This is a genomic window from Methanobacteriaceae archaeon (assembly GCA_029219465.1).
In the GTDB taxonomy this organism is placed as follows: domain Archaea; phylum Methanobacteriota; class Methanobacteria; order Methanobacteriales; family Methanobacteriaceae; genus Methanocatella.
This window is the reverse complement of record JAQXTL010000004.1, coordinates 373022-395360: the sequence shown is the minus strand read 5'-3', so window position 1 is coordinate 395360 and position 22339 is coordinate 373022. Positions and strand designations below refer to the sequence as shown.

The window sequence follows — 22339 nt, the reverse complement described above, 5'->3', positions numbered from 1 at the left end:
ATCACTTAACTAATCAATTTGTTTATAATCTGATTTCATGGTATTAATTAAATAACTTAAATCATCATCTAATTGTTGAGGATTGTCATAACATTCCATTTTAATAGTGAATGTATGTTTTGCAGCATATGCAAAGATTACAGTAATATTATGTCCTTTTGCTACATCTACTGTATCTATTTTATAAATTGGATTATTGTTAATCTTTGTTGTTGAATTTGAAAGGATGATAATGTAATCAGAACTTTTTAGTTGCTTTAAACTTTCTTTATAGTATTTTTCAGCTTTGTTCTTTTTACCCATGTCTTTTATGAATATGCTTTTATCACCATTTTTTTGGATTAATTTAGTACTATTTGATCCGTCAGCACCAATTGTAAAACCGTCTGGAAGAGTAACTACTGTTTTGTTTACGATTGTTATTGCACTTCCAACACTATCTGAAGATTCTGCAATAACATACATGCAGGTAACTCCTACGATTAAAATTATTATTATTGATAACCATCTTTTATCCATTTAATCAACCTTATTTTTTTGCTCGTTTGATATATGCTTCACAAACGTCTTCACAGTCACCTTCCATGTAAACACGACCGTTTTCAATCCAGATACATTTATCACAAATGTTTCTTATCTGACTGATTGAGTGTGAAACAAGAAGTACAGTAACTCCCTCTTGCATAAGGGATTTAATCTTTTCATAACTTTTTTGTCTGAATTTAATATCTCCTACAGATAAAATCTCGTCGATAATTAAAATTTCAGGGTTAATTAATGTAGCTATTGAAAAACCTAATTTAGCTCCCATACCACTGGAGTAGTTTTTAATAGGGTAATTGATGTGTTCTCCAAGTTCTGAGAATTCAACGATTTCATCGTATTTTTCTTTAAGGAAGTTTTCATCAATACTTAATAATGCTCCATTTAAGAAGATATTGTTTTTACCACTGTAATTTTTATCAAAACCTGCACTTAATTCGAGTAATGGAGCAATTTTACCGTTAATGTTAATATTACCCTCACTAGGTTCATAAATTCCTGCAATTATTCTAAGTAATGTACTTTTTCCAGCACCGTTGAATCCTAAAATTCCTACCCTTTCACCTTTATATATTTTAAATGAAACGTCATCTAAAATTCTGATTTTTTTACTTTCGGTTTTGTTTCTTTTAATGGTTCTGATGATGTACTCTTTTAATGTGTCAATTTTATCATTTGAGGTTTTAAACTCCATTGCAACATGTTCAAGTTCAATCATTACTTCTTTGTCGATATCTCTTGTTTTAACTTCAAGTTGAGATTCTTTAGAAACCCCGCAATACTTTTCAGATCCATCATAGGTAGTTTTTACAGTATATATTCCTTGTTCAAGTTCCAAATCTAAACTTGCAAATCCTTTTTCATCAGTTATTTTCTCATAAACCTGATTTTCAACTTCGATTTTAATTTTTTCACCAGAAATTGGATTATCCTCACTATCGTATAATCTGACTAAATAATCCGGTTCGTCTTTAGAGTAAATAAGCATGTCTGGTGCATATAATTTAGTAGTTATTTCACCAGTATCCTGAGGTTTTTCCCCTTCTTTATAAATAGTTAATTTAGGTAATGCTTTTGGAACATATTCTTCGTCTACAGGGTAAAATACTTTAAAAGTGTATTCATTAGGCTGAAGACCAATAGGTAACCTGATATAACCTTCTTCATCACTTATTCTTTTGTATTTTTTATGAATAACTTGAATAACAGCTTCCTGATTAACAATAGGATTGTTTTGTCCATCTAGAATTTGTGCAGTAAATGAAGTTCCGTCATTAAATTCCATTTCACAATCTGGAGCAAACACCCTAATGTTTTTAAATCTGTTATGTTGGAATTTCTCATCAATTTCTTGAGTTGTGTTTTCCTGTGATGAGGTATCTTTATTCCAATTTTTTATTTTATCAATAAACTGCATATTAAAACCTTATAATTCGAGTACTAATTTCTTTTCGTATATCTTAAATAAAATTATTCCAATTCCAAGTGTTGTAAATGAAAATGCTGCTAAATATAATAATGTTCCAGTATTAGGTAAAACTCCATAACAGCACTCTCTAAAACAGGATATTGCTGAATAAACTGGATTTAATGTAAATATTCTTTGAACAAGAGGTGGAACAATATCCATTGGGTAAAACAATGCTGATGCATACATTAAGATAAGTGTAAATACGCCATATAAATGCTCTACATCTGAGAAATATGTATTGCAAACAGCTAATATTAGTCCAACTCCGTATATTAAGCAAATTAGTAATGCTATCGGGACAATTGTGAATATTAGTGTCCAGTGGAATGTAGCATTTGTAAGTAACATCACTAAGAATAAAATTATAAATGATATTATAAAATTAATTGTTTCATAACAGATTGTACTAACTGCAAACATGTATTTTGGAACATAAATCTTTTTTAAGAGATTTGCATTTCTCTTCATTGAACGCATAGCACCTTTGGTACTTGTATTAAAGAAATCGTATATAATTCTACCAGTTAAGAAATAAACTGGATAATTTTCAATTGCACGACCAAATAACATTGAAAAGATAGCTGTAAATACTAACATAATTAAAAGAGGATTTAAAAAACTCCAAAGGATTCCTAAAACAGAATCTTTATACTTTGAAGTTAAATCTTTTTTAACTAATTCTTTTAGTAAAAACTTCTTTTCTGCAGTTGTATCAAACATATTTGAACCTGGTTTTGTGAGGATTATTTTCTTCTACTTTTAAATTCCTCAAATACTTCGTCAATTTCAATGCCCTTATATGCAAGAAGCAATAATGTGTGGAAAATTAAATCTACTGATTCATAAACTAAATTTTCATCATTTTTAGATGCGATTAATACTTCTCCTGCTTCTTCAGCTATTTTTTCAAGTATTTTGTCCTCTGCTTTTTTATCGCTGTCTTGCATGATTTTAGATGTGTATGAATCAATAGGATTGTCACGACGTGATTCTAATACTTCATACACTTCTCTTATGATTTTATCACTCATCTAATCATCACTTTTACTTTCTTGTTCTTGAATACTTTCTGTAAGCGCAATAAGTGGATGTTTATCATCATCAATGATTTCAATGTCATTAAAGGAATAGATTCCTGCTTTGTTAGCTGTTTTTTCCATTCCTAATTTAATATCTTGGCCTAAATCAATGACATATGAATCTACAGTTTCATATCCTTGTTGTAATGATGCCACTGCTCTGTGGTGACCATCAACTAAAATCCATCTTTCTCCTGTTTTTACAACAATTGCAGGTTCTGCTAATCCTCTTTTTAATTCGTAAGCTCTGCCTTCAAGTTCATCTGCATAAACTCTGTCTTGTGTTGGACGTAATTTATGAGTATCTACTGACATGAGCTTTATATTAGCTTTAATGTCATATAGTTGCTCCAAAGTATTTTTAAAGTACTCTACTTTATTTGGTGTTGATCTTTCAATGTGTGATCTCACCATATCAGTATTAGTTATAATACCAACAATCCTCCTATCTTCATCAACAACAGGCATCCTAGAAATTCCTCTTCTAAACATGACTCTTGATGCATCATTAATAGATAATTCTGGATTAGCAACAACTAATTTGGTACTCATTAATCCTTCAACTGTGTCTGCCCATTCTTTGGATACAACATCGAATGCAGTTACCATACCTACTAATTTGTCATTTTCAACAACAGGATAACTATTGTGCCGACTTGTTCTCATTAAGTCTATAATATCTGCGGTAGGGGTATCTGGGGAAACACAAATAACATTCTTTGTCATGTAATCTTTAACAAATGATTTCTTTTCCACCATGATATTCCCTCATTCAATATTTTCTTTTAATAATTTTACAGTTTCACCAGGGTCTGCTTTTCCACGTGTTAATTTCATAACTTGACCCATCAAGAAGTTAATTGAAGCTTTTTGTCCTGCTAAGTAATCTTCAACAGCTTTTGGATTTTCTTCAATAGCTTGTTTTACAGCAGCAAGAATTTCGTCATCGTTTACAACACCAAGTAATCCCATTTCTTCAGCAATAGTTTTAGGGGATTTTTCGTTGTTTGGCATTTGTTCAATGATTTTTTTAGCCGCTTTTGCAGTTACTTCTTTTGATTCAATCATGCTTAAGAATTCAATTAAATCATCAACAGTAATTTCACTGTCTGCGAAGTCTAATTTGTTGTAGGATAAAACTCTTTTAAGTTCATCTCTCATCCATTTAGCAGCAAATTTAGGTTCGATTTTCTTTACAACTTCTTCATATGCAATTGCTAAATCAAGTTCAGAGGTTAAAACTTTTGCAGATTCTTGGTCAATGTCATAATCTTCAACAAACCTTTTCACCTTGTTGTGTGGTGCTTCAGGCATAGTGTCTAAGATTCTTTGAATTGTTTCGTCTGAAATTTGCATTGGTGGCAAATCAGGATCAGTAATGAATCTGTAGTCATCTGCATCTTCTTTCATCCTCATTCCTACGGTAATCATTTGTGATTCTAAGTAAGCACGAGTTTCTTGTTTAACTTCAACACCTCTTTTCATGAGGTTTTTTTGTCTTACAAGTTCGAATTTTAATGCTTTGTATGCACCTTTAATGGAGTTTACGTTTTTCATTTCAACTCTGTTTCCACCATTAATTGAAATGTTTACGTCTGCTCTCATAGTTCCTTCACCACGAGCTCCTCCACTGTATTGTAAAACACGGATTAACTCTTTTAAGAAGTTTCTTGCTTCTTCAGGAGATTTTATATCTGGTTCAGTAACAATTTCAACTAAAGGAATTCCTGAACGGTTGAAGTTTACAATACCTCTGTCAGGTTTGAATTGACCTGGGTCTTCTTCTGCGTGAATTTCTCTGATTCTAATTCCGTTTAATTCACCGTTAATTCCAATAGGAACAGAAGTTCTTTGATAACCTGAAGATAAGTCAGGGTAATCATAGTGTTTTCTCATAAAGTAAATTACGTCTTGATCAATTTCACAGTTAAGCATTAAAGCAATCATTAAAGCATTTTCTAATGCTTTTTCATTGGTTGGGTGAGGTTTTGCTCCTGGTTGGTTAAGACAAATAGGGCAGATATTTGTATTTGCCGGAGCATCCTGATAATTTGTAGGACAATCACAGAATAATTTTGATTCAGTTTCTAATTGTACGTGGATTTCAAGCCCACACATCATATCGACATCATCGCTAATAATAATTCCTCCACTAATAATTTATATTATAATTATATTTAGCACATTAGATTTATAAAGGTTATTAAAAATAGGGTTTTTTAGTGAGGATTTTAGTTGGTGATGGATTTTTTATTGTTTAGTATTTATTTTTTAAAGATTCGTTGATGTATCTTTTAATAAATTTGTCAAGTTCTGGTGAAACTTCACTTTGTTTAGGACCTAACTGAGTTTTGTCGGTAAATGTTCCTTTAAGTCTTCTGCCACTCCATTTGACTTCTTCTTCAACTCTTTTTCCGTATTTTGTTCCAAACATTTTAAACAATGGGAATTTTGTAATTCCATTTGCTCCACTTAATATTAATATTCCAATATTTGCAAGATTATCAATCCATGTTCCACATATTATTTCAATATCTGGGAATGCTAATCTCACTTTAGCTACTACCTGAGCATAGTAAAGGGATGCTGGCTGTGATGAGTCCGCATATAATGTTTCTTTGTGGGGATTTAGTGAATAAAATATTACACGGTCAATTTTGTGATCTCTAATATAATCTATTATATAATCAACATCTTCCAATGTTTCTCCAAGACCTAAGATTATTGTAATTGCTTTTTTAAATCCTAAATCGTTTGCAACATCTAACATATTACTTATATCTTCTAATTTCTTTGAAGGACAGACTTGTTTATGGATTTTTGGATTTGCTACTTCAACTGCACCGGTAATTCCTTTAATCTCAGAGCCATACTCTTCCAATTCATCGGTAATTCCAGTATTTAACCAGACACCATCTCCAGTTATGTCTTTGATGTTAGTAGCAATCTGTTTAATTTCCTGTGTTGTAAATGATTCATATCCACCAGATAAAAATTCAATATTCCAGTCAAGACGTTTACACATCTCAGCTTCAGCATAAATGTTACTTACGTTACGCCTAGCTTTTGAGGGATCTTTGATTTTTTCTTTTTGGGTGGACATATAACAAAATGCACAGTCTCCTTTGTCACACCACCATGAGAGAAATACTGCTCGCTCTAATGTAATTAAATCGCCGTGTTTATTTAATGTAGTTTCATTAGCTTTTTTTATTAAGTCGAATATGTTAGCATCCATGTATTTATTTAGAATGTTAAACTTTATATATTAGTTAGTCTAATTTAGTATTAGAACTGATTTTATTAGTTTGAAGGTAATGAAAACCAAAAGGTTTATATAGTATATCATACAAACTAATTATTACTGTTTAAAGTCTTATGATTTTTAAACATGGGTTGTATTTGGTTAAGTGAGATGGGTGTCATATGCCATCGTAGCTCAGTAGGTAGAGCGTTCGGCTGTTAACCGATTGGTCACAGGTTCGAGCCCTGTCGATGGCGCTTTTGGGCCCATAGCTTAGCCAGGTAGAGCGTCCGGCTCATAACCGGAAGGCCATGGGTTCGAACCCCATTGGGCCCATGTTGACTAAAACAGTTTGTATTTGTTTGCTCCGGTGGTGTAGTCCGGCCAATCATTTCGGCCTTTCGAGCCGAAGACTCGGGTTCGAATCCCGGCCGGAGCATTTTAAAAAACTTGTTAAGATTTTTTTGGTTTCTACGTATCTTTGTTTTATATAAGCGGGGGTGCCCGAGAGGCCAAAGGGGACAGGCTTAGGACCTGTTGACGCAGGTCTACCAGGGTTCGAATCCCTGCTCCCGCATTCTTACAATTTTTTATAGATATTTTCATTTGCCGGGGTAGGGTAGGTGGTCATCCTCCGGGACTGTGGATCCCGGGACTCGGGTTCGAATCTCGGCTCCGGCCCCATTTATAAATCTATTTTTAATTAGTGGTGCGTTTAGCATGTCATATGTATTTGCTCCGGTGGTGTAGTCCGGCCAATCATTTCGGCCTTTCGAGCCGAAGACTCGGGTTCGAATCCCGGCCGGAGCATTCCAAAATATTTTTTTTATGATTACTTTTCAAATGCTCTCGGATTTTTTTTATATACTTATCAAAACAGAGTATTATTTAATTAAATTTTTTATTATTGAGTGTTATTATGGCTAAAAAAGGGTCTGCTGAAGAAAGAGAATTGGTTCACAAACTTTGGGACAGGGGGTTTGCTGCTATGAGAGCTCCTGCTTCTGGTGGAGCAACCAAAAAATCATTACCTGATGTTGTTGCTGGAAATGGTAAAATATACTTAGCTATTGAAGTTAAAACAACAACAAAGGATAAAATATACATTGATTCTGTTCAAATTGATGAGTTATGTGAATTTTCTCAAATATTTGGTGCTAAGCCATATATTGGTGTTAGGTTTAAATACACTAAATGGCTCTTTTTAGAACCTAAAAATACTCCTCGTACTAAAAAAGGAAATTATCGTGTTGAAAAGGATTATACTCTTGAAAAAGGCCTTGAAATCGATGAAATTGCTGGTATTGATAAGCAAATGAAGTTCGATTAAATGGTAATCTTTATATATTATTAAAATAAATGTATTATTGTATGTTATGTGTGGGGTTATGGTGTAACCTGGCATCATCTGGGACTCCAGTTGTCTTTGAAGAAATATACGCGTAACTGAACAGTACTTGTTGTGATGAACAATTGGAGTACTGAGGCAAGAGAAATCCCAGGATCGGGGTTCAAATCCCTGTGACCCCATTTTTATACAAAACTTTTTTTCAAAAATTTTAATTACTTAGTTTTAAATATTATTTTTCATGTCAGAAATTGTTTTAATTTTAGGATATAATTACGATTCAAATTGCTATTTGATTGATAATAAAATTTTAGTTGACACTGGTGCTGGTGAAAACAAGGATTACTTATTTGCTAAATTACGTGAAAATGGTGTTGAACCAGAAGATATTGAATTAGTTGTCAATACTCACTGTCATTTTGACCATATTGGTGGAAATCACTTTTTTGAAAATGCAAAGATTGCTGTTCATAAATTAGATGCTATTCCTATTAAAAATGAAGATACTTTAGGAACTTCAGGTTCTGCATTTGGTTTTGATAAAATAAACAACACTCGTGTAGATATGGAACTTGAAGAGGGAGATAAAATAGCTGATTTTGAAGTAATTCACACTCCTGGACATACTTCTGGTGGAATTTGTCTTTGGGATGGTGAAAACTTAATTTCCGGTGATACTATTTTTGCTGGCGGTGGTGTTGGCAGAATGGATCTTGGTGGAAATTATGATGATATGAAAAAAAGTGTTGAAAAATTAATGAAATTAGATGTTAAAGGTATTTTCCCAGGTCATGGGCCTGTTGTGGAAAATAATGGAAAAGATCATATTAAAATGTCTTATTTATATTTATGAACTTTTTCCTAATTTTTTAGCTACTTTATTGAATTTTCCTCTTTTTACAAGGACTGAAACTTTTTCCCCACGACTAATTACATTATCTGGTTGTGGGATAATTAAATTTCCATTTTGATAAGTTGCAATAATAATGAAATCTTTTGAAGGGGAAATATCTCTATATTTTTTTCCAACAATTTTGTCGTTGGTTATGGTCATATCTAAAATTTCTCCGTCCCCTTGTCCAAGGGTCATTAATTCTGCAGCATTTGGTCTTGTAACAATTTTTTGCAAGTATGATGCAGCTGCTCTTTCTGGACTGATTACCTGTTCAATTCCAACTTCTTTAAATGCTTCTTCGTGATCTGGATTACTTACACGAGCAATGATATGTTTAACTTTATATTTTCTAACGAGGATGCATGAAAGTAAGTTTGCTTCGTCGTTTCCGGTAGTTGCAATAAAGTATTTTGCATCTTCAATGTTTACTTCTTCAAGGATTTTTGAATTTGTACCGTTTCCACAAACAACCAATGCATCAAGCTCAGATGCAACTTCTGCGCAGAGCTTATTGTCATTTTCAATTAAAGTAATGTCATATCCTTCATCAATTAATAAATTCGCAAGAGCAAGTCCTACACGACCTCCTCCCATAATTACTACATAATCCATTTAATCACCTTTAACAAACAATAATCAATATTTATTTTTAAAGATTATAAACTTATCTTTTAAATATTTCAAATGCAGTTCTTAATGTAATTAAAACCGGATAAATTTCCAACCTTCCAATCCACATATTAAACATGCTTATTATTTTTAAAATTGGATTTAATTCATTATTTAATATGCCTAAATCAAGTCCATTGTTTCCTTGGATGGATACTACTGAAAATAAGCTTTTAAATGGGTCATATCCTAATAAACAGAATAATGTCCATGTAATCATGATGAATAATAAATATAATGTAATGAAATTTCCAGATTCTGCAACTGCTTTGTCCGGAATTACTCTGTCATGTATTTTTACAGGAACAACTCTACCTTTTGGAGACATAATTTCACGAATGTGCTTATAAACTCCTTTAAAAAATGTTAAAATACGTACAAGTTTAATAGCACCTACTGTAGAACCATTTGATCCTCCAGTTAACATTAAAAAGATTATACAAATGATTACAAATGCTGGCCATGTTGCCATAACTGTTGATGGTGCTACATTTGCTCCTGTTGTTGTAAGGGCAGATACAATGGTAAATACAAGTTCGATTGGTACAATATTTGATACAAAATAAATTAGTAATGATACAACTGCTATAACGCATATAATTACTTTAAACTGTAAATCTTCAATTAATGATCTTCCTCTGCTTTTTATAACTTTATAGTGTACTAAAAAGCTTGTTGCACCGATGATCATTAAGACAATTGTTATAAAATAAATTAAATCACTTTGATAAAATCCCATATTTGCATTTTTAACATTCATACCTCCAGTTGAGATTATAGTGAATGTATTACAAATGGAATCAAAAACAGGCATTCCTGCAATAATATATAATATAACTCCTGCAACAGTATAAATTCCATATATTTTGATGGTCTGTTCAAGAGTAGCTTTGGTACTTGGTTTAATACGGTCTTCATGAGCTTCTGCATGGTATAATGTAGATGTTGCAGTTCCAGGTTTTGTTAAGATACTAATTACCATAACTACAACTCCTAAACCTCCAATCCATTGTTCAAATGCTCTAAAAAACAATATGCTTTGGGGTAATGATTCCACATCACTGAACATGGTAATACCAGTTCCGGTTAATGCAGACATACTTTCAAAAACAGAATCTATTATTGGAGTATGTGTTGCAAGCATAATTACTATTCCACCAATAATTGCTGCCCATAACCATCCTAGTGCAGAAATAATCATTCCATGCTTAAGACGTACATTTCTTGTAGAATATTCATTGAGATATCTTCTTAAAAATAGTCCAAAACAGATTGATATTGCTGCAGGTATTGCAAAACAAGCTATATTGAATTCAAAATATACTAAATCAAAAATAATTGGGACTAAACACATTAATCCAACTCCAATCATCAAATATCCGGAATTCATTCCTATAATCAACAAATCTGTTTTAGTTATATATCTCATACTATTCTATTTATTGAACATATTTCTATATATATTTATAAGTATTGAAAAGGATAATATAGATACTATGGATAAAAAATCAATATTTTTTCTTGGGATAAGTATTCTTATACTAGCTGTGATGTTAGGGTTAGTTGGAATAAATGAAGTTATTGCTGCATTAAAAATGGCTAATGCTGGATTATTATTATTGGCTGTTGGAGTGCAAGTAGTTGTTTTTGTTTTATACACTCTACGTTGGCAAATTCTCAATAGTTTGGCTGATATTGACATGAGTTTTAAAAAATTACTTCCAATGACTTTAGTAGGTCTTGCTGTAAATAATATTACTCCTTCAGGACGTGGTGGGGGAGAACCTGTTAGAGCATATATTTTATCCAGGGAAGGAAAATATCCTATGCAAGATGCGTTTGCTACTGTTGTAGCAGATAGAACATTAGACACTTTTCCATTTATTATATTGGCGATTTTTACAGTTATTTCTTCAACTTTATACTTCAAAATGGCAATTTGGTTGCTTATTTTAATGATTCTTGCAGTAATAGCTATTGTTGCTATTTTAATCATAATTATTTATATGTCCATAAATCCTAATTTTGGAAAGCGCGTTGATGGATGGGTAATCGGATTACTTAGAAGATTTTATAAGAAAAACTCAGAAGAATTGGAAAATAAAGTTCATAAAATGATTTCTGATTTCCAGGAAACTATGAGAATTGTTCTTTCAAGTAGAACTGTTACATATTATGCATTGCCGTTATCTTTTATAATTTGGATTCTTGAAATTTTAAGAGTTTATATTGTATTTTTAGCATTTGGTGCTACAATCAATCCTATTATTATTGGTGAAGTATTCATTATTGCTTCTTTAGTCGGTATGGTCCCACTTCTTCCAGGTGGTCTTGGTGCTGTTGATGGAATTATGGTTGTATTTTATTCTGTTGCAGGCATATCTGCTTCAGTTAGTGCAGCAGCAACTGTTATTGAAAGATTAATTTCATTCTGGTTAGCTACAATAATAGGTATGCTTATTTTACCTCACTATGGTTCTTCAATTCTTAGTAATAGTTCATTACTTTCCTCAGATGATGAAATTGAACAATCTAGTGAAAATGAATGTGATGATTAAATAGAAAACTTTATTTTAATTTATTCACATATTTTTTATTATAGCAAAAAATTTATTTTTTGTATATTAATTTTGGTGAAATCATGGAAATTAATGGTGTAGAAATTAAAGATACTTACGCAGAAGGTTTCGGAATTAAAGTAACTAGAATCTTAGTTACTGCAGCAACTGAAGAATTAGCAAAAATCGCAGCAACTGAAGCAACCGGTTACGGAACTTCTGTTATTGGATGTCCTGCAGAAGCAGGTATTGACTGTTTTGTACCAGCTGAAAACACTCCTGATGGAAGACCTGGTTATGTTATTATGATTTGCCAAGGTGGTAAAAAAGCACTTGACCATGAATTAATGGAAAGAATTGGAATGTGTATTTTAACTTCACCTACTGCAGCAGCATTTAACTGTCTTGAATCAGAAACCACTTTAAAAACTGGTAACAAATTAAAATTCTTCGGTGACGGTTTCGAAAAAGAATGTGAAATTGACGGAAGAAAAATCCACTCCATCCCAATTATGTCCGGAGACTTCTTAGTAGAATCTGAATTCGGATACAAAGATGGTGTTGCTGGAGGAAACTTCTTTATTTTAGCAAAAGATCAAATGACTGGTGTAGAAGCAGCACAAGCAGCTGTTGAAGCTATCTCCAAAGTTGAAGGAGTAATCACTCCGTTCCCTGGTGGTATGGTTGCATCCGGTTCTAAAGTAGGATCTAACAAATACGCAAAATTCTTAAACGCATCTACTAACGAAAAAATGTGTGTAACCTTAAAAGGTGAAGTAGACTCTGATATCAGAGACGATGCTGACGGTGTATTTGAAATTGTTATTGATGGTGTAGACGAAGAATCCGTTAAAGCAGCAATGAAAGCAGGTATTGAAGCTGCATGTGCTGTTGATGGAGTACTTGAAATTAGTGCAGGTAACTTCGACGGTAAATTAGGTGCTTACATCATGAACTTACAAGAATTATTCTAAGAATAATTCTCTTTTCTTTTTTTATTTATTTTTATTAGAAAATTGCTATTTAATATCGTTTTTTGTCATTTCAGCAATTTCTTCGTTTGTTAAATTAATTCCAATAACTTCTTCGAGTTTTTTCAAATCTTCAACCATATTTTCTAAAGATTTTTTATCAGGACCAATAATAAAGTGTGAATGGACGTTGTAAGCTACTTTATAGAGGTTTTGCAATGCCTGTCTTTGGTCGTCATGTGTTTTTAAGTATTGTCCGTATTTTTTACCATCTGCAAGTCTTCTTACATTAAACTCACGTGTAAGTGGGGTATTGATTCCTGGAAGATGGTAATCAATGTTTTCTAAGGTACATCCATGTTTTTCAATAACTTTAAATTCATCGTATATTCCGTCAAAACCGTGTTTAACAGTTATTCTTAAGATGTGTGGTTTTGTAGACTCAAAGAACATATCCTGACCACCACTAATCTCAGGTGAGACAATCTTATTTGCACCTGCTTTTCTAAGACGTGAAATATTCTTGATTTTACTTGCTCTTGTAACAATCCACACATCAGGATTGGTTTCACGAATTGTTAAAACAATAAAGAGGTTACTTACATCATTTCCAGTACTGATGATTACACTGTTACATTTTTCATTAGCTAATTTAGCTATTAAATCATCTTCTGTTGCATCTTTGTGGATAGTAACAATTGAATTGTCCTCTTCAATACTTTCGTAAATTTCACTATCCTTTTCAAATACAATTATATTTTGTTTTCTGTTTTTTAATTCTTCAAATACTACTTTTCCAACTCTTCCAAATCCACAAAGGATGTAGTAGTCGTCCATATCATTAATTTTTTTCATTTTCCTAGCCTCTTTTGAATATCTCTTCATTGTTTGTTGGAAATTTGTTAAGAATATATTAAACACATAAGCGAGTAATGCAACACCAGCAAGAGATAGTGATGTTGAAAAAATTTTCTCAATTGGAGTATATGGTATATAATCCCCATAACCTACGGTTGTCATTGTAGTAATGGAGTAATAAATAGAATCAACAATATTTAGGTCCATTATGAAATATGAACCAACAACTCCGTAAATTAATAATAATATAATTATAATTATTCCCGTAGTCAAATATCTTGTCGGTAATTTTGTTAAAATTTTTATTGTTATTTTTCTCATAGATGTGTTTCCTTATTATTAAGATAATATATATTATATCAAGAAGTTATATTTTAATTAAGGTGATTTTTTTGGATCCAATTGATATGATGGTTACTGATTATAATTGTGAATACTTAGGTTTATCTAGATTATGCTTAATGGAATCAGCAGGAAAATCTTTAGCAGAAGAAGTTGGTAAAATTGCAGTTTATACCTTTGCAAAACCTGTTAAAGTAGTTATTTTTACAGGTTCTGGTGGAAATGGTGGAGATGGATTTGTTGCTGCAAGATATCTCTTGAACAGAGGTTATGACGTGGATATTTATATGCTTAAAGAAAATATTCACTCTAGTGAGGCAAAAACCAATTTGGAAATATTAAAAAACATGAAACCTCGTCTTTCCCGTTTAAATATTTTCAATCTAAAAACACTTGAAGATATTGAAAACTGTGAAGTTGCAAAATCACAAAACAGTGAATTTGTAATTGTTGATGGTATTTTAGGTACTGGAATTAAAGGAAACCTTCAAACCAATGTTAAAAAAGCTATTGAAGTAATAAATGAATCCAAAGGTGTTAAAATCAGTGTTGATGTGCCTTCTGGAATGGATCCGTTAACTGGTGAGGTTGATGATGTTGCTGTTGTGCCTGATTACACTATCAGTTTTCACAAAATCAAGACTGGTGTGAGAAATGCTGAAGAAGAAGTTGTTGGTGGTCTTGTAACAGCAGATATTGGAATTCCATTTGAAGCAGAATACTTTGTAAATTATGGTGACTTTTTAAGAATGAACGCACGTGACTTGGATTCTCATAAAGGAAACAATGGTCGTTTACTTATTGTAGGTGGCTCTAAAGATTATTCTGGTGCTCCAGCCATTGCAGGAATGGCAGCTATTGGTGCAGGTGCTGATTTGGTTTATGTTATGGCGCCCGAAAGTGCAGCAAAAGTTATCAAATCAACTTCTCCAGATTTAATTGTTAAATCACTTGAAGGAGATGAATTATCACTTGAACATTCTCAACAAATCATTGAGTTATCAGAAGATGTTGATGCAGTATTAATTGGTCCTGGAGCAGGAATATCTGATAATACTTTAAAATTATTCAATGTATTGGTTTCAAAGATTAAAAAACCAATAGTTTTGGATGCAGATGCTCTAAAACAGGTTGAAATGACTTTAATTAAAAACAGACAGGATATTATTTTAACTCCTCATATTTTTGAATTTAAATCATTTTTCAAGGTTAATAATGATTTAAAACTTGACATTGATTCATATGACTTTAAAAAAGTTGATGAAAATATTACTCAGTTCCAGCAAATTTCCCGTCAAATTAAAGGTAGTGTAATAGTTAAAGGAAAATATGACTTGATTTTATCTGGAACTAAATTTAAAATTAATAAAAGTGGTAATCCTGGAATGACAGTTGGTGGAACAGGAGATGCACTTTCAGGAATTGCAACTGCTTTATTTGCTCAAGGATTAAATGCTTTTGACAGTGCATGTTTAGCTGTTTTCATTAACGGACTTGCAGGAGACATGGCATTTGATGAAAAAGGAAACGGATTTAGTGCTAGTGATTTAGTATCATTTATCGGTAATGTGATTAAAAATGGATTATGTTAGAGGGATTTTTAAAAATCGTCCAAATAGGTTCATTGCTGAAGTTGAAGTGGATGGAAACTTGGAAATAGCGCACGTGCCAAACACAGGAAGGTGTAAGGAACTTTTAGTTGAAGATGCTGTAGTTTGGCTTAAACCATCAGACAATCCAAAAAGAAAAACCAAATTCTCACTTCACTTTGTAGAAAATAAGAATGTCCTAGTGTCACTTTACTCTCAACAAGCAAACAGTATTGTATATGATGCAATCTTGGATGGTAAAATAAAAGAACTTTCTGGCTATTCTATTCATCAAAGAGAAAAAACAGTTGATAATTCAAGAATCGACATATATCTTGCAGATGATTCACGCCAATGTTATGTTGAAGTAAAGGGTGTTACACTAATTGTTGATGGTGAAGCAAGATTTCCGGATGCTCCAACACAAAGAGGTGCAAAGCATTTAAAAGAGTTAATTAAACTTAAAAAACAGGGAAATCGCTGTGTTGCGTTTTTCTTAATTCAACATCCTGCAGGAAAATTCTTCAGACCAAACTGGGAAAATGATCCTGTATTTTCTCAAACTTTAAATGAAGCTTATGATAATGGTGTTGAAATTTTAGTTTATAGATGTGATAATCAGTTAGATGGAATTACTTTAATTCCTGAACCTATTAATTTTGATTTAAAAAAAGAAGATAATGATAGCTAAAAAGCTATCTGTTTAATTTTTGGTAATTTGCAGCTTGAAGACCATGGTATTTAATCATACCTTCAACTTCTCTTTGGTCAGTTTCTTTGTCTTCAAAGGTGATTTGTTCAATGCTGTGTAAGCTGAATGGAGATTTTCTGATAATTGGGTGGATTGAACCTTTGAAGAGTTTCAATACAACTTCTCCGCTTACTCTTTCTTGCATTTTGTCAATTGCTTGGTCAAGGTCTTCTCTTAATGGTTCTTGCCAGAGAGCTCTGTATACTAAGTCAGCATAAAGGGTTGACATGTATTCAGCAAATCTTAATTCATCAGTAGTTAAAACTAATTCTTCTAAAGATTCGTGAGCTGCAATTAACAATTTAGCACCAGGGGTTTCGTAGATTTCCCTACTTTTAATACCAATCATTCTGTTTTCAATAGTATCGATTCTTCCAATACCGTGGCTTCCAGCAATTTCATTTGCTTTTTTGATAAGATCGGTTAAAGGCATAATTTCGCCGTTTATAGCTACTGGAATACCTTCTTCAAATTCGATGGATACTTTTTCTGGTTCGTCTTTTGCATCTTCCCAGGAAGAAGTCCATTCGTAAATGTCTTCAGGTGGTTCATTTGCAGGATCTTCTAAGATATCTCCTTCAATTGCTCTTCCCCAAAGGTTTTCATCAATACTGTAAATTTTATCATAACTTAATTCGATACCTTTAGATTCAGCATATTCTTTTTCTTCGGTTCTGGTTAAGTTCATTTCTCTGATAGGAGCGATAATGTCTAAATCAGACATTGCAAGAATAACTGCTTCAAATCTGAATTGGTCGTTTCCTTTTCCGGTACAACCGTGTGCAATAGCAGTTGCTCCTTCTTTTTCAGCAATTTCGATAATTTTTTGTGCGATTAATGGTCTTGCAAGCGCAGTACTTAATGGGTATCCTTCATATTCTGCATTTGCTTTGATTCCACGTGCAATGTATTCGTTAGCAAATTCTTCTTTAGCATCGATGTTATAGTGTTTTAATCCACCGATTTTGGATGCCATGGTTTTTGCTTTTTCCATTTCTTCGTCGCCTTGTCCTACATCAACACATGCAGTAATAACTTCTACATCGTATTTTTCTTCTAATAATTTAACACATACAGAGGTATCTAATCCACCACTGAATGCTAAAACTACTTTTTCAGTCATTTTTTGTCACCGTTATAATCAATAAGAATTATTATTCATTTAATTGTATGTTTTTAATACTATTTATAATTATAAATTAGCCTAGAAATTTATTTTAAAAAAATAAGTGGGTGATGGTGGATTTAAACATCAATTAATAAATCCTCATTTTCAACAAAATCAATAAGTCTTGCATATGTAGGACTGTTTTTTAATGTTTCTTTATTTCCAATAATGATTAATTTTCTTTTAGCTCTGGTAATTGCCACATTTAGTCTTCTTAAGTCCTTTAAAAATCCAATGTTTCCATCATCATTACTTCTAACAGTTGATATGATGATAATTTCTTTTTCTCTTCCCTGAAAACCGTCAACAGTTTTTACTTCAACAGGAGTGTTATTATCTATTATTTTTACCTGATCTGCATAAGGGCTAATAATTCCAATATCATCTGCGATAACGCCAGCATCCAAATAGTCTTTAGCAATTTTAACTGCAATATCTGATTCTAATTCATTTATTATGGATTTGGAATCTTTTAAGTGATTTTCTTTATTGCCATATGCATTTGAAGTATTGATAAATAAAAGAGCATCTTCATGGTTATCAGATCCAAGTAAATCGTCAATTTTTATCTCATCAACACTTGAATCACTTTTAAGTCCGTTATTGTAAAACTCCTTGTTCGGGAATTTCATAAGCATTTTGTTCATTCTATATTGAACATTTAATAGCTGAGATTTTGAAGGATAAAGTTTTATTAATTCTTCAAATAATGTTTTTTCCAATTCTTTTGCTTTTTTACTTATGATTGTTGGGGGAAGCTGTTTGTGGTCACCTGCAAGTATAAATCTGCGAGATTTAGCTATTGGAATTAATATGCTTGGTATTGTTGCTTGTGATGCTTCGTCAATAATTGCAACATCAAATTTTACTTTAGATATTGAATCAAGTGCTGCAGATGAGTTTGTTGTAAGAATAACATCACTGGTTTCGACGATATCACGAATGATTTTGTTTTCAACTCTTTTTATATTATCATGTAATTCATCAATTTCCTGGTTGCATTCAATCCATTTTGCCATTGATTTCATCTTTTCAGGACTAACTCCACGACTGCTCTTTCCTTTTGAAGCATTATTTAATATTTCATAGTCGCTAAGACCTCTTCTAAACTGTGGGCTTGGACGAGTGTGTAAATTTCTTGTTTCCACTAATTTTTCAATCTTTTTTTGGATTTTCTTAACTCTTCTGTTTAGTTCATGCTTTTCAACTTTATAAGCCAAGGTTTGAGAAATATTATTCTCAGATACTCTTTGTGGATGGCCAAGTCTTGTTAAATTCAATTTTTTATTTTCAATTAATCTCTCAAGGATGTTATCAACTGCAGCATTACTTTCTGCTGTTGCAAGAACTTTGTGGTTTTGTCTTGTTTCCTGTGAGATTAATTCAACTAAAGTTCTTGTTTTTCCTGTTCCAAAAGGTCCGTGTATCAAAAAGAAGTTTTCACATGATAATGCATTTTCAATAGCTGCTTTTTGTGAATTATTAAGAGAATCGTCAATGTAGTCTATGTATGGAACACGTCTGTTTTTTCTGGGGTCTCTGTCATTTAAAATATATTCAAGTGCATCTTTTCCTTTTAAACTTAAATGTCTTAGATTATCCTCCATTCTTTTGAATGTTACATCATTTGCATATAAATCAACTCTGACTTTCTTTTTTAAAGCCCATCTTGGAACTCTTTTGTCAAATGCAACTGTTATGAATCTTGCACCTTTTTCAGTAACTGTTCCAGTCAAATCACTTCTTAGAGGGTCATCACTACTTATTAAAACCATATCTCCAACAGATATTTCAGTTTCAATTTTATCTGATCTGCCGAACTGAACAATTTGTAATCCTAATTCTTTTCCTAGAAACTTTCCTTTAACTTTGTTTATGGCTCTGCCTAGTTCTTCTCTTTTTTTACCTGACATTGTGCTGATTTCATGAGTCATTACTTCGATTTCAGCATCTCTTTCATAGTTTACAAGTCTAATTAATCTCTTAATATATTTCTTCACTGTAATCCCTATTTTTAAATAAGAGTTTTTATGTATAATTAATTATGCATTTTAAAAAAATTGATCAATTTGGAAATCTTGAAATGAGTTATATCTCTGATTTTTCAGGAGGGTACATCTCAAGAAATAAACATATTCTGGAAAATCTGGAATTAAATCCTATTAATCAATTTATTTTAGAAAAATCTGTTTATGGAACTCCAATTTTTAAATTAGGAAATGGTGGAAAGAAAGTATTGGTTTTATCTGGAATTCATGGTAATGAATTATCTCCTCAAATGGCAAATCTAAATTTAATTAATGAATTATTGGAAAAAGAACTTAACAATACTGTTTATTTTATACCATTTGCAGCTCCAAAATCTTCAATGAACAATGAAAGAAGTTTTAATTCACGTGATTTGAACCGTTCTGCTAATATTAAAAATTCAATAAGCAATCTTATTATTCAAGCTATTGAAAATTTAGGAATTTCTGCTGTAGGAGATTTCCACTCAACATCATATAACTCAAATCCTGGTTGTGAGTCTGTTTTTTCATCAAAATCTCCAACTGCTGAGAGCTTTTTAATAGCTAACTATATTTCAAGTGATGTTGGCTCTGAGATGATTTCATATGATTTTGCAAGTTCTTCTATGTATAATGGTGCTATTGAAGATACATGTAATTTAAAAGGAATTCCTTCTGTTACCTGTGAAGTGTTATCTCCGTTTGGTAGTGTTGGAAGGGGCGCTGTTGATGTTTCATTTAGTCAAATGAAGAGTTTTTTATCCTATTTTGGAATCTAATTTTTTTAATTATTTCTTTTCAAATGCTCTTGGATTACTTATTTTTAATTAGTATTTAAATACTATTTAATAAGGTGATTTAAGTTGTCTTCCTATAAAGGACATTCAATATTTGCATTGATACTTGCGTGTATGTTTTTTCATAATCCGTTGTTAATTGCTTTGACATTTATCGGTGCAAATGTTCCAGATTTTGATCATAAATTTAAAAAAGAAAGCGTGTATAAGATTATTATCTTGGGGTTAGTAGTCTTCATTTCACTTTATATACTTAAATTACCTTACTATGTTGGTTTAATTATTGTGTTCTTAGGGGTCACATTTTATTTTTCGCAACATCGTAGTTTTACACATTCAATATTCGGTATACTAACATTAACTGCTGCAATTAGCTTAATCTTAATTTGGAGTTTGCAGTTGATAATGTTGGTTACCTCCTTAGGGGATCATTATTTGTTACTTGCAATTCTTATTGCACTTTTAGGGTTTTTGTTCTTAAATAAAAAATTATTGATGATTTTCATTCCAATATTTTTTATTTCATTATTTATGATCAAAACTGGTGAAATATCCTATATTACTATTGTACTTAGTTTATTTTTGGGGATTTTTTCTCATAGTGTATTGGATTCATTTTCACCAGCAGGAATTAAATTATTCGCTCCAATTTCTTCATATAAAGTTTATAGAAATTTTGGATTAGTGGTGGTATTTATCCTTGCGATTTTATCTATGATGGGTCATGCACAGGTTTTATTTAAATTATATGAAATGTATATTTTATCTCATTAATTTTTATCTAAATTGATTTTAACGAGTTTTAAATTCTTCTTTTTATTTAAAAATAGATTTAAATTAGTATTTATTTTTTTTAAAAAATTATTACATGCGTTATTTATGTTTTATTGTGATTTTTCACAGTAAATACATAACATTTATAATAAATAATCATGATAAATAATAATGTTATAAAAGAGTCATTTTTTGACTTTTTGAATTATTAATGAAATGGAGCTTATTTAATGTTTTTAACTAGAATTGGTTATGGAATTATTTATTTCTTGGACCTAATTTATGAAATCATTAAAGCAACCTTTGACGTTGCTTTTAATGGAATTATGAGAAGAAATATTGATCCTGTTGTTTTTGATATTGAAACTGTTTTAGAAAGACCAGTTTCACAGACAATTTTGGCAAACAGTATTTCTTTGACTCCTGGTACTTTGTCTGTTGATTTAGACAGTGAAAATAACATTATCAAAGTGGCTACTATTTCTCCAAGAACAAAAGAGGATGTTATTCCTTTTGAAAAATACATTAAGAAAATGTTGGAATAGGGTTATTTTAATATTTTTGATTGATTAATCGAGTGAGATAGTATGGATATTTTAAGTATTTCAAAATATTTTATGATTATTGCATTAATGATATTTATGCTAGTTGCATTAAGAGCAAGTGCTTATAAATCCACTTCTATGGGGATTTTAGGAAGTTCTGCTGTGGTTAATGCATTTGCAGTTTTATTATTAATCATTGGTGGCTTGTATAATCTCGAATTCTTTAGAGATATATCATTAGCTTTAATATTCTTTGGTTTTGTAGGTACTGTTGCTTTTGCTGTAGTTTTGGGGGGTGATGGAGAATGATAGAATATATTCAGTCTATTATTCTTATCATAGCAGCTATTTTAACTATAATTTCTGCAATTGGACTTATTAGTTTAGATAAAAACACAAAGAATGTTGTTTATGCAAGAATTCATATTGTGGGTGTTTTTGATATTGCATGTGTCCTTGCAATGATTGGTTTAGGTCAATATTTACTTGCTGGAATCTATTTTGTTTTAGCACCATTTATTGCACATGCAATCGCTAACGCTTATTGGAAAAAAGAAGATAGAGAAAATAATTTGGATTTAGAAAATGTTGAACAAGATGTAGTTGAAGATAATCCATTCTTACATCCTAAAGATAAAATGCAATCTTTAGAAAGTGAAAATTCACAAAAACTTAAAACTGATGAAAGATTTTCTGTAACTACACTAGAAATTGAAGAGGGCGAGTAA

23 protein-coding genes and 7 tRNA genes are annotated in these 22339 nt (G+C 31.6%); 18 read left to right on the top strand and 12 right to left on the bottom strand.

Annotated features, from left to right (window positions below; all coding sequences use genetic code 11):
• Positions 1 to 9: 9 nt before the first annotated feature.
• The 7 genes from PUD86_03735 to PUD86_03705 form a co-directional block, all read right to left on the bottom strand.
• A complete protein-coding gene (locus PUD86_03735) occupies positions 10 to 519 on the bottom strand; it encodes a hypothetical protein (protein MDD6776386.1) in 510 nt (169 codons plus the stop codon).
• A 10-nt stretch (positions 520 to 529) separates the two neighbouring features.
• The gene (locus tag PUD86_03730; GenBank protein ID MDD6776385.1) at positions 530 to 1960 is read right to left on the bottom strand and encodes an ABC transporter ATP-binding protein; all 1431 of its coding nucleotides are present in this window, start codon (positions 1958 to 1960) and stop codon (positions 530 to 532) included.
• 9 nt (positions 1961 to 1969) lie between these two features.
• Positions 1970 to 2734: an ABC transporter permease gene (locus tag PUD86_03725; protein ID MDD6776384.1), complete on the bottom strand. Its 765-nt coding sequence runs from the start codon at positions 2732 to 2734 to the stop codon at positions 1970 to 1972.
• Between the two features lie 23 nt (positions 2735 to 2757).
• A complete protein-coding gene (hisE, locus tag PUD86_03720) occupies positions 2758 to 3045 on the bottom strand; it encodes a phosphoribosyl-ATP diphosphatase (GenBank protein MDD6776383.1) in 288 nt (95 codons plus the stop codon).
• Entirely contained in the window at positions 3046 to 3852 is an 807-nt protein-coding gene (locus tag PUD86_03715) for a CBS domain-containing protein (protein ID MDD6776382.1), read from the bottom strand.
• A gap of 9 nt (positions 3853 to 3861) precedes the next feature.
• Positions 3862 to 5214, bottom strand: a complete 1353-nt coding sequence (gene gatB / locus PUD86_03710; GenBank protein ID MDD6776381.1) for an Asp-tRNA(Asn)/Glu-tRNA(Gln) amidotransferase subunit GatB — start codon at positions 5212 to 5214, stop codon at positions 3862 to 3864.
• A gap of 136 nt (positions 5215 to 5350) precedes the next feature.
• Positions 5351 to 6331 (bottom strand): radical SAM protein, encoded by a 981-nt coding sequence (locus tag PUD86_03705; GenBank protein MDD6776380.1) that lies wholly within the window; start codon positions 6329 to 6331, stop codon positions 5351 to 5353.
• 190 nt (positions 6332 to 6521) lie between these two features.
• On the opposite strand from PUD86_03705, the gene PUD86_03700 reads away from it, so the two are divergent.
• The 9 genes from PUD86_03700 (at position 6522) to PUD86_03660 (ending at position 8538) form a co-directional block, all read left to right on the top strand.
• Positions 6522 to 6594, top strand: a tRNA-Asn gene (locus PUD86_03700).
• 5 nt (positions 6595 to 6599) lie between these two features.
• A tRNA-Ile gene (locus tag PUD86_03695) sits at positions 6600 to 6673 on the top strand.
• Between the two features lie 28 nt (positions 6674 to 6701).
• Positions 6702 to 6776 (top strand) — tRNA-Glu (locus PUD86_03690).
• 55 nt (positions 6777 to 6831) lie between these two features.
• Positions 6832 to 6914 (top strand) — tRNA-Leu (locus PUD86_03685).
• 31 nt (positions 6915 to 6945) lie between these two features.
• A tRNA-His gene (locus tag PUD86_03680) sits at positions 6946 to 7021 on the top strand.
• Between the two features lie 51 nt (positions 7022 to 7072).
• Positions 7073 to 7147: transfer RNA gene (locus PUD86_03675), tRNA-Glu, on the top strand.
• A 109-nt stretch (positions 7148 to 7256) separates the two neighbouring features.
• Complete coding sequence (gene hjc / locus PUD86_03670; GenBank protein ID MDD6776379.1) at positions 7257 to 7667, top strand: Holliday junction resolvase Hjc; 411 nt, start codon at positions 7257 to 7259, stop codon at positions 7665 to 7667.
• 52 nt (positions 7668 to 7719) lie between these two features.
• A tRNA-Trp gene (locus tag PUD86_03665) sits at positions 7720 to 7867 on the top strand.
• A 59-nt stretch (positions 7868 to 7926) separates the two neighbouring features.
• Positions 7927 to 8538, top strand: coding sequence for an MBL fold metallo-hydrolase (locus tag PUD86_03660; protein ID MDD6776378.1), 612 nt, complete (start codon positions 7927 to 7929; stop codon positions 8536 to 8538).
• On the opposite strand, the gene PUD86_03655 is transcribed toward PUD86_03660, so the two are convergent.
• Together PUD86_03655 and PUD86_03650 are read right to left on the bottom strand one after the other, a co-directional pair.
• Positions 8533 to 9192, bottom strand: a complete 660-nt coding sequence (locus tag PUD86_03655; GenBank protein MDD6776377.1) for a TrkA family potassium uptake protein — start codon at positions 9190 to 9192, stop codon at positions 8533 to 8535. The genes PUD86_03660 and PUD86_03655 overlap by 6 nt on opposite strands.
• A gap of 52 nt (positions 9193 to 9244) precedes the next feature.
• Entirely contained in the window at positions 9245 to 10678 is a 1434-nt protein-coding gene (locus PUD86_03650; GenBank protein ID MDD6776376.1) for a TrkH family potassium uptake protein, read from the bottom strand.
• Positions 10679 to 10745: 67 nt separating this feature from the next.
• Between PUD86_03650 and PUD86_03645 the strand changes: the two genes are divergently transcribed.
• Positions 10746 to 11807: a UPF0104 family protein gene (locus PUD86_03645; protein MDD6776375.1), complete on the top strand. Its 1062-nt coding sequence runs from the start codon at positions 10746 to 10748 to the stop codon at positions 11805 to 11807.
• Between the two features lie 83 nt (positions 11808 to 11890).
• Complete coding sequence (fhcD, locus tag PUD86_03640; GenBank protein ID MDD6776374.1) at positions 11891 to 12781, top strand: formylmethanofuran--tetrahydromethanopterin N-formyltransferase; 891 nt, start codon at positions 11891 to 11893, stop codon at positions 12779 to 12781.
• 45 nt (positions 12782 to 12826) lie between these two features.
• Here the strand turns inward: fhcD and PUD86_03635 are convergent, their stop codons facing one another.
• On the bottom strand, positions 12827 to 13957 hold the full coding sequence (locus PUD86_03635; GenBank protein ID MDD6776373.1) for an NAD-binding protein: 1131 nt from the start codon (positions 13955 to 13957) through the stop codon (positions 12827 to 12829).
• Between the two features lie 71 nt (positions 13958 to 14028).
• Here PUD86_03635 and PUD86_03630 point away from each other — a divergent pair, with 71 nt between their 5' ends.
• Both PUD86_03630 and sfsA read left to right on the top strand, forming a co-directional pair.
• On the top strand, positions 14029 to 15570 hold the full coding sequence (locus PUD86_03630; protein ID MDD6776372.1) for an NAD(P)H-hydrate dehydratase: 1542 nt from the start codon (positions 14029 to 14031) through the stop codon (positions 15568 to 15570).
• On the top strand, positions 15557 to 16258 hold the full coding sequence (sfsA, locus tag PUD86_03625) for a DNA/RNA nuclease SfsA (protein ID MDD6776371.1): 702 nt from the start codon (positions 15557 to 15559) through the stop codon (positions 16256 to 16258). Before PUD86_03630 ends, sfsA begins: the two co-directional genes overlap by 14 nt.
• Before the next feature lie 4 nt (positions 16259 to 16262).
• Here sfsA and PUD86_03620 read toward each other — a convergent pair whose 3' ends face one another.
• Both PUD86_03620 and PUD86_03615 read right to left on the bottom strand, forming a co-directional pair.
• Complete coding sequence (locus tag PUD86_03620) at positions 16263 to 17441, bottom strand: argininosuccinate synthase (GenBank protein MDD6776370.1); 1179 nt, start codon at positions 17439 to 17441, stop codon at positions 16263 to 16265.
• Between the two features lie 122 nt (positions 17442 to 17563).
• On the bottom strand, positions 17564 to 19486 hold the full coding sequence (locus PUD86_03615; protein ID MDD6776369.1) for an IGHMBP2 family helicase: 1923 nt from the start codon (positions 19484 to 19486) through the stop codon (positions 17564 to 17566).
• Between the two features lie 44 nt (positions 19487 to 19530).
• Here PUD86_03615 and PUD86_03610 point away from each other — a divergent pair, with 44 nt between their 5' ends.
• From PUD86_03610 to PUD86_03590, 5 genes are all read left to right on the top strand, one after another.
• A complete protein-coding gene (locus PUD86_03610; GenBank protein MDD6776368.1) occupies positions 19531 to 20274 on the top strand; it encodes a succinylglutamate desuccinylase/aspartoacylase family protein in 744 nt (247 codons plus the stop codon).
• An 84-nt stretch (positions 20275 to 20358) separates the two neighbouring features.
• Complete coding sequence (locus PUD86_03605; protein MDD6776367.1) at positions 20359 to 21066, top strand: metal-dependent hydrolase; 708 nt, start codon at positions 20359 to 20361, stop codon at positions 21064 to 21066.
• A gap of 230 nt (positions 21067 to 21296) precedes the next feature.
• Positions 21297 to 21611 (top strand): monovalent cation/H+ antiporter subunit E, encoded by a 315-nt coding sequence (locus PUD86_03600; protein ID MDD6776366.1) that lies wholly within the window; start codon positions 21297 to 21299, stop codon positions 21609 to 21611.
• A 42-nt stretch (positions 21612 to 21653) separates the two neighbouring features.
• Positions 21654 to 21920, top strand: a complete 267-nt coding sequence (locus tag PUD86_03595) for a monovalent cation/H+ antiporter complex subunit F (protein ID MDD6776365.1) — start codon at positions 21654 to 21656, stop codon at positions 21918 to 21920.
• Positions 21917 to 22339, top strand: a complete 423-nt coding sequence (locus PUD86_03590) for a cation:proton antiporter (GenBank protein ID MDD6776364.1) — start codon at positions 21917 to 21919, stop codon at positions 22337 to 22339. The genes PUD86_03595 and PUD86_03590 overlap by 4 nt, the downstream gene beginning before the upstream one ends.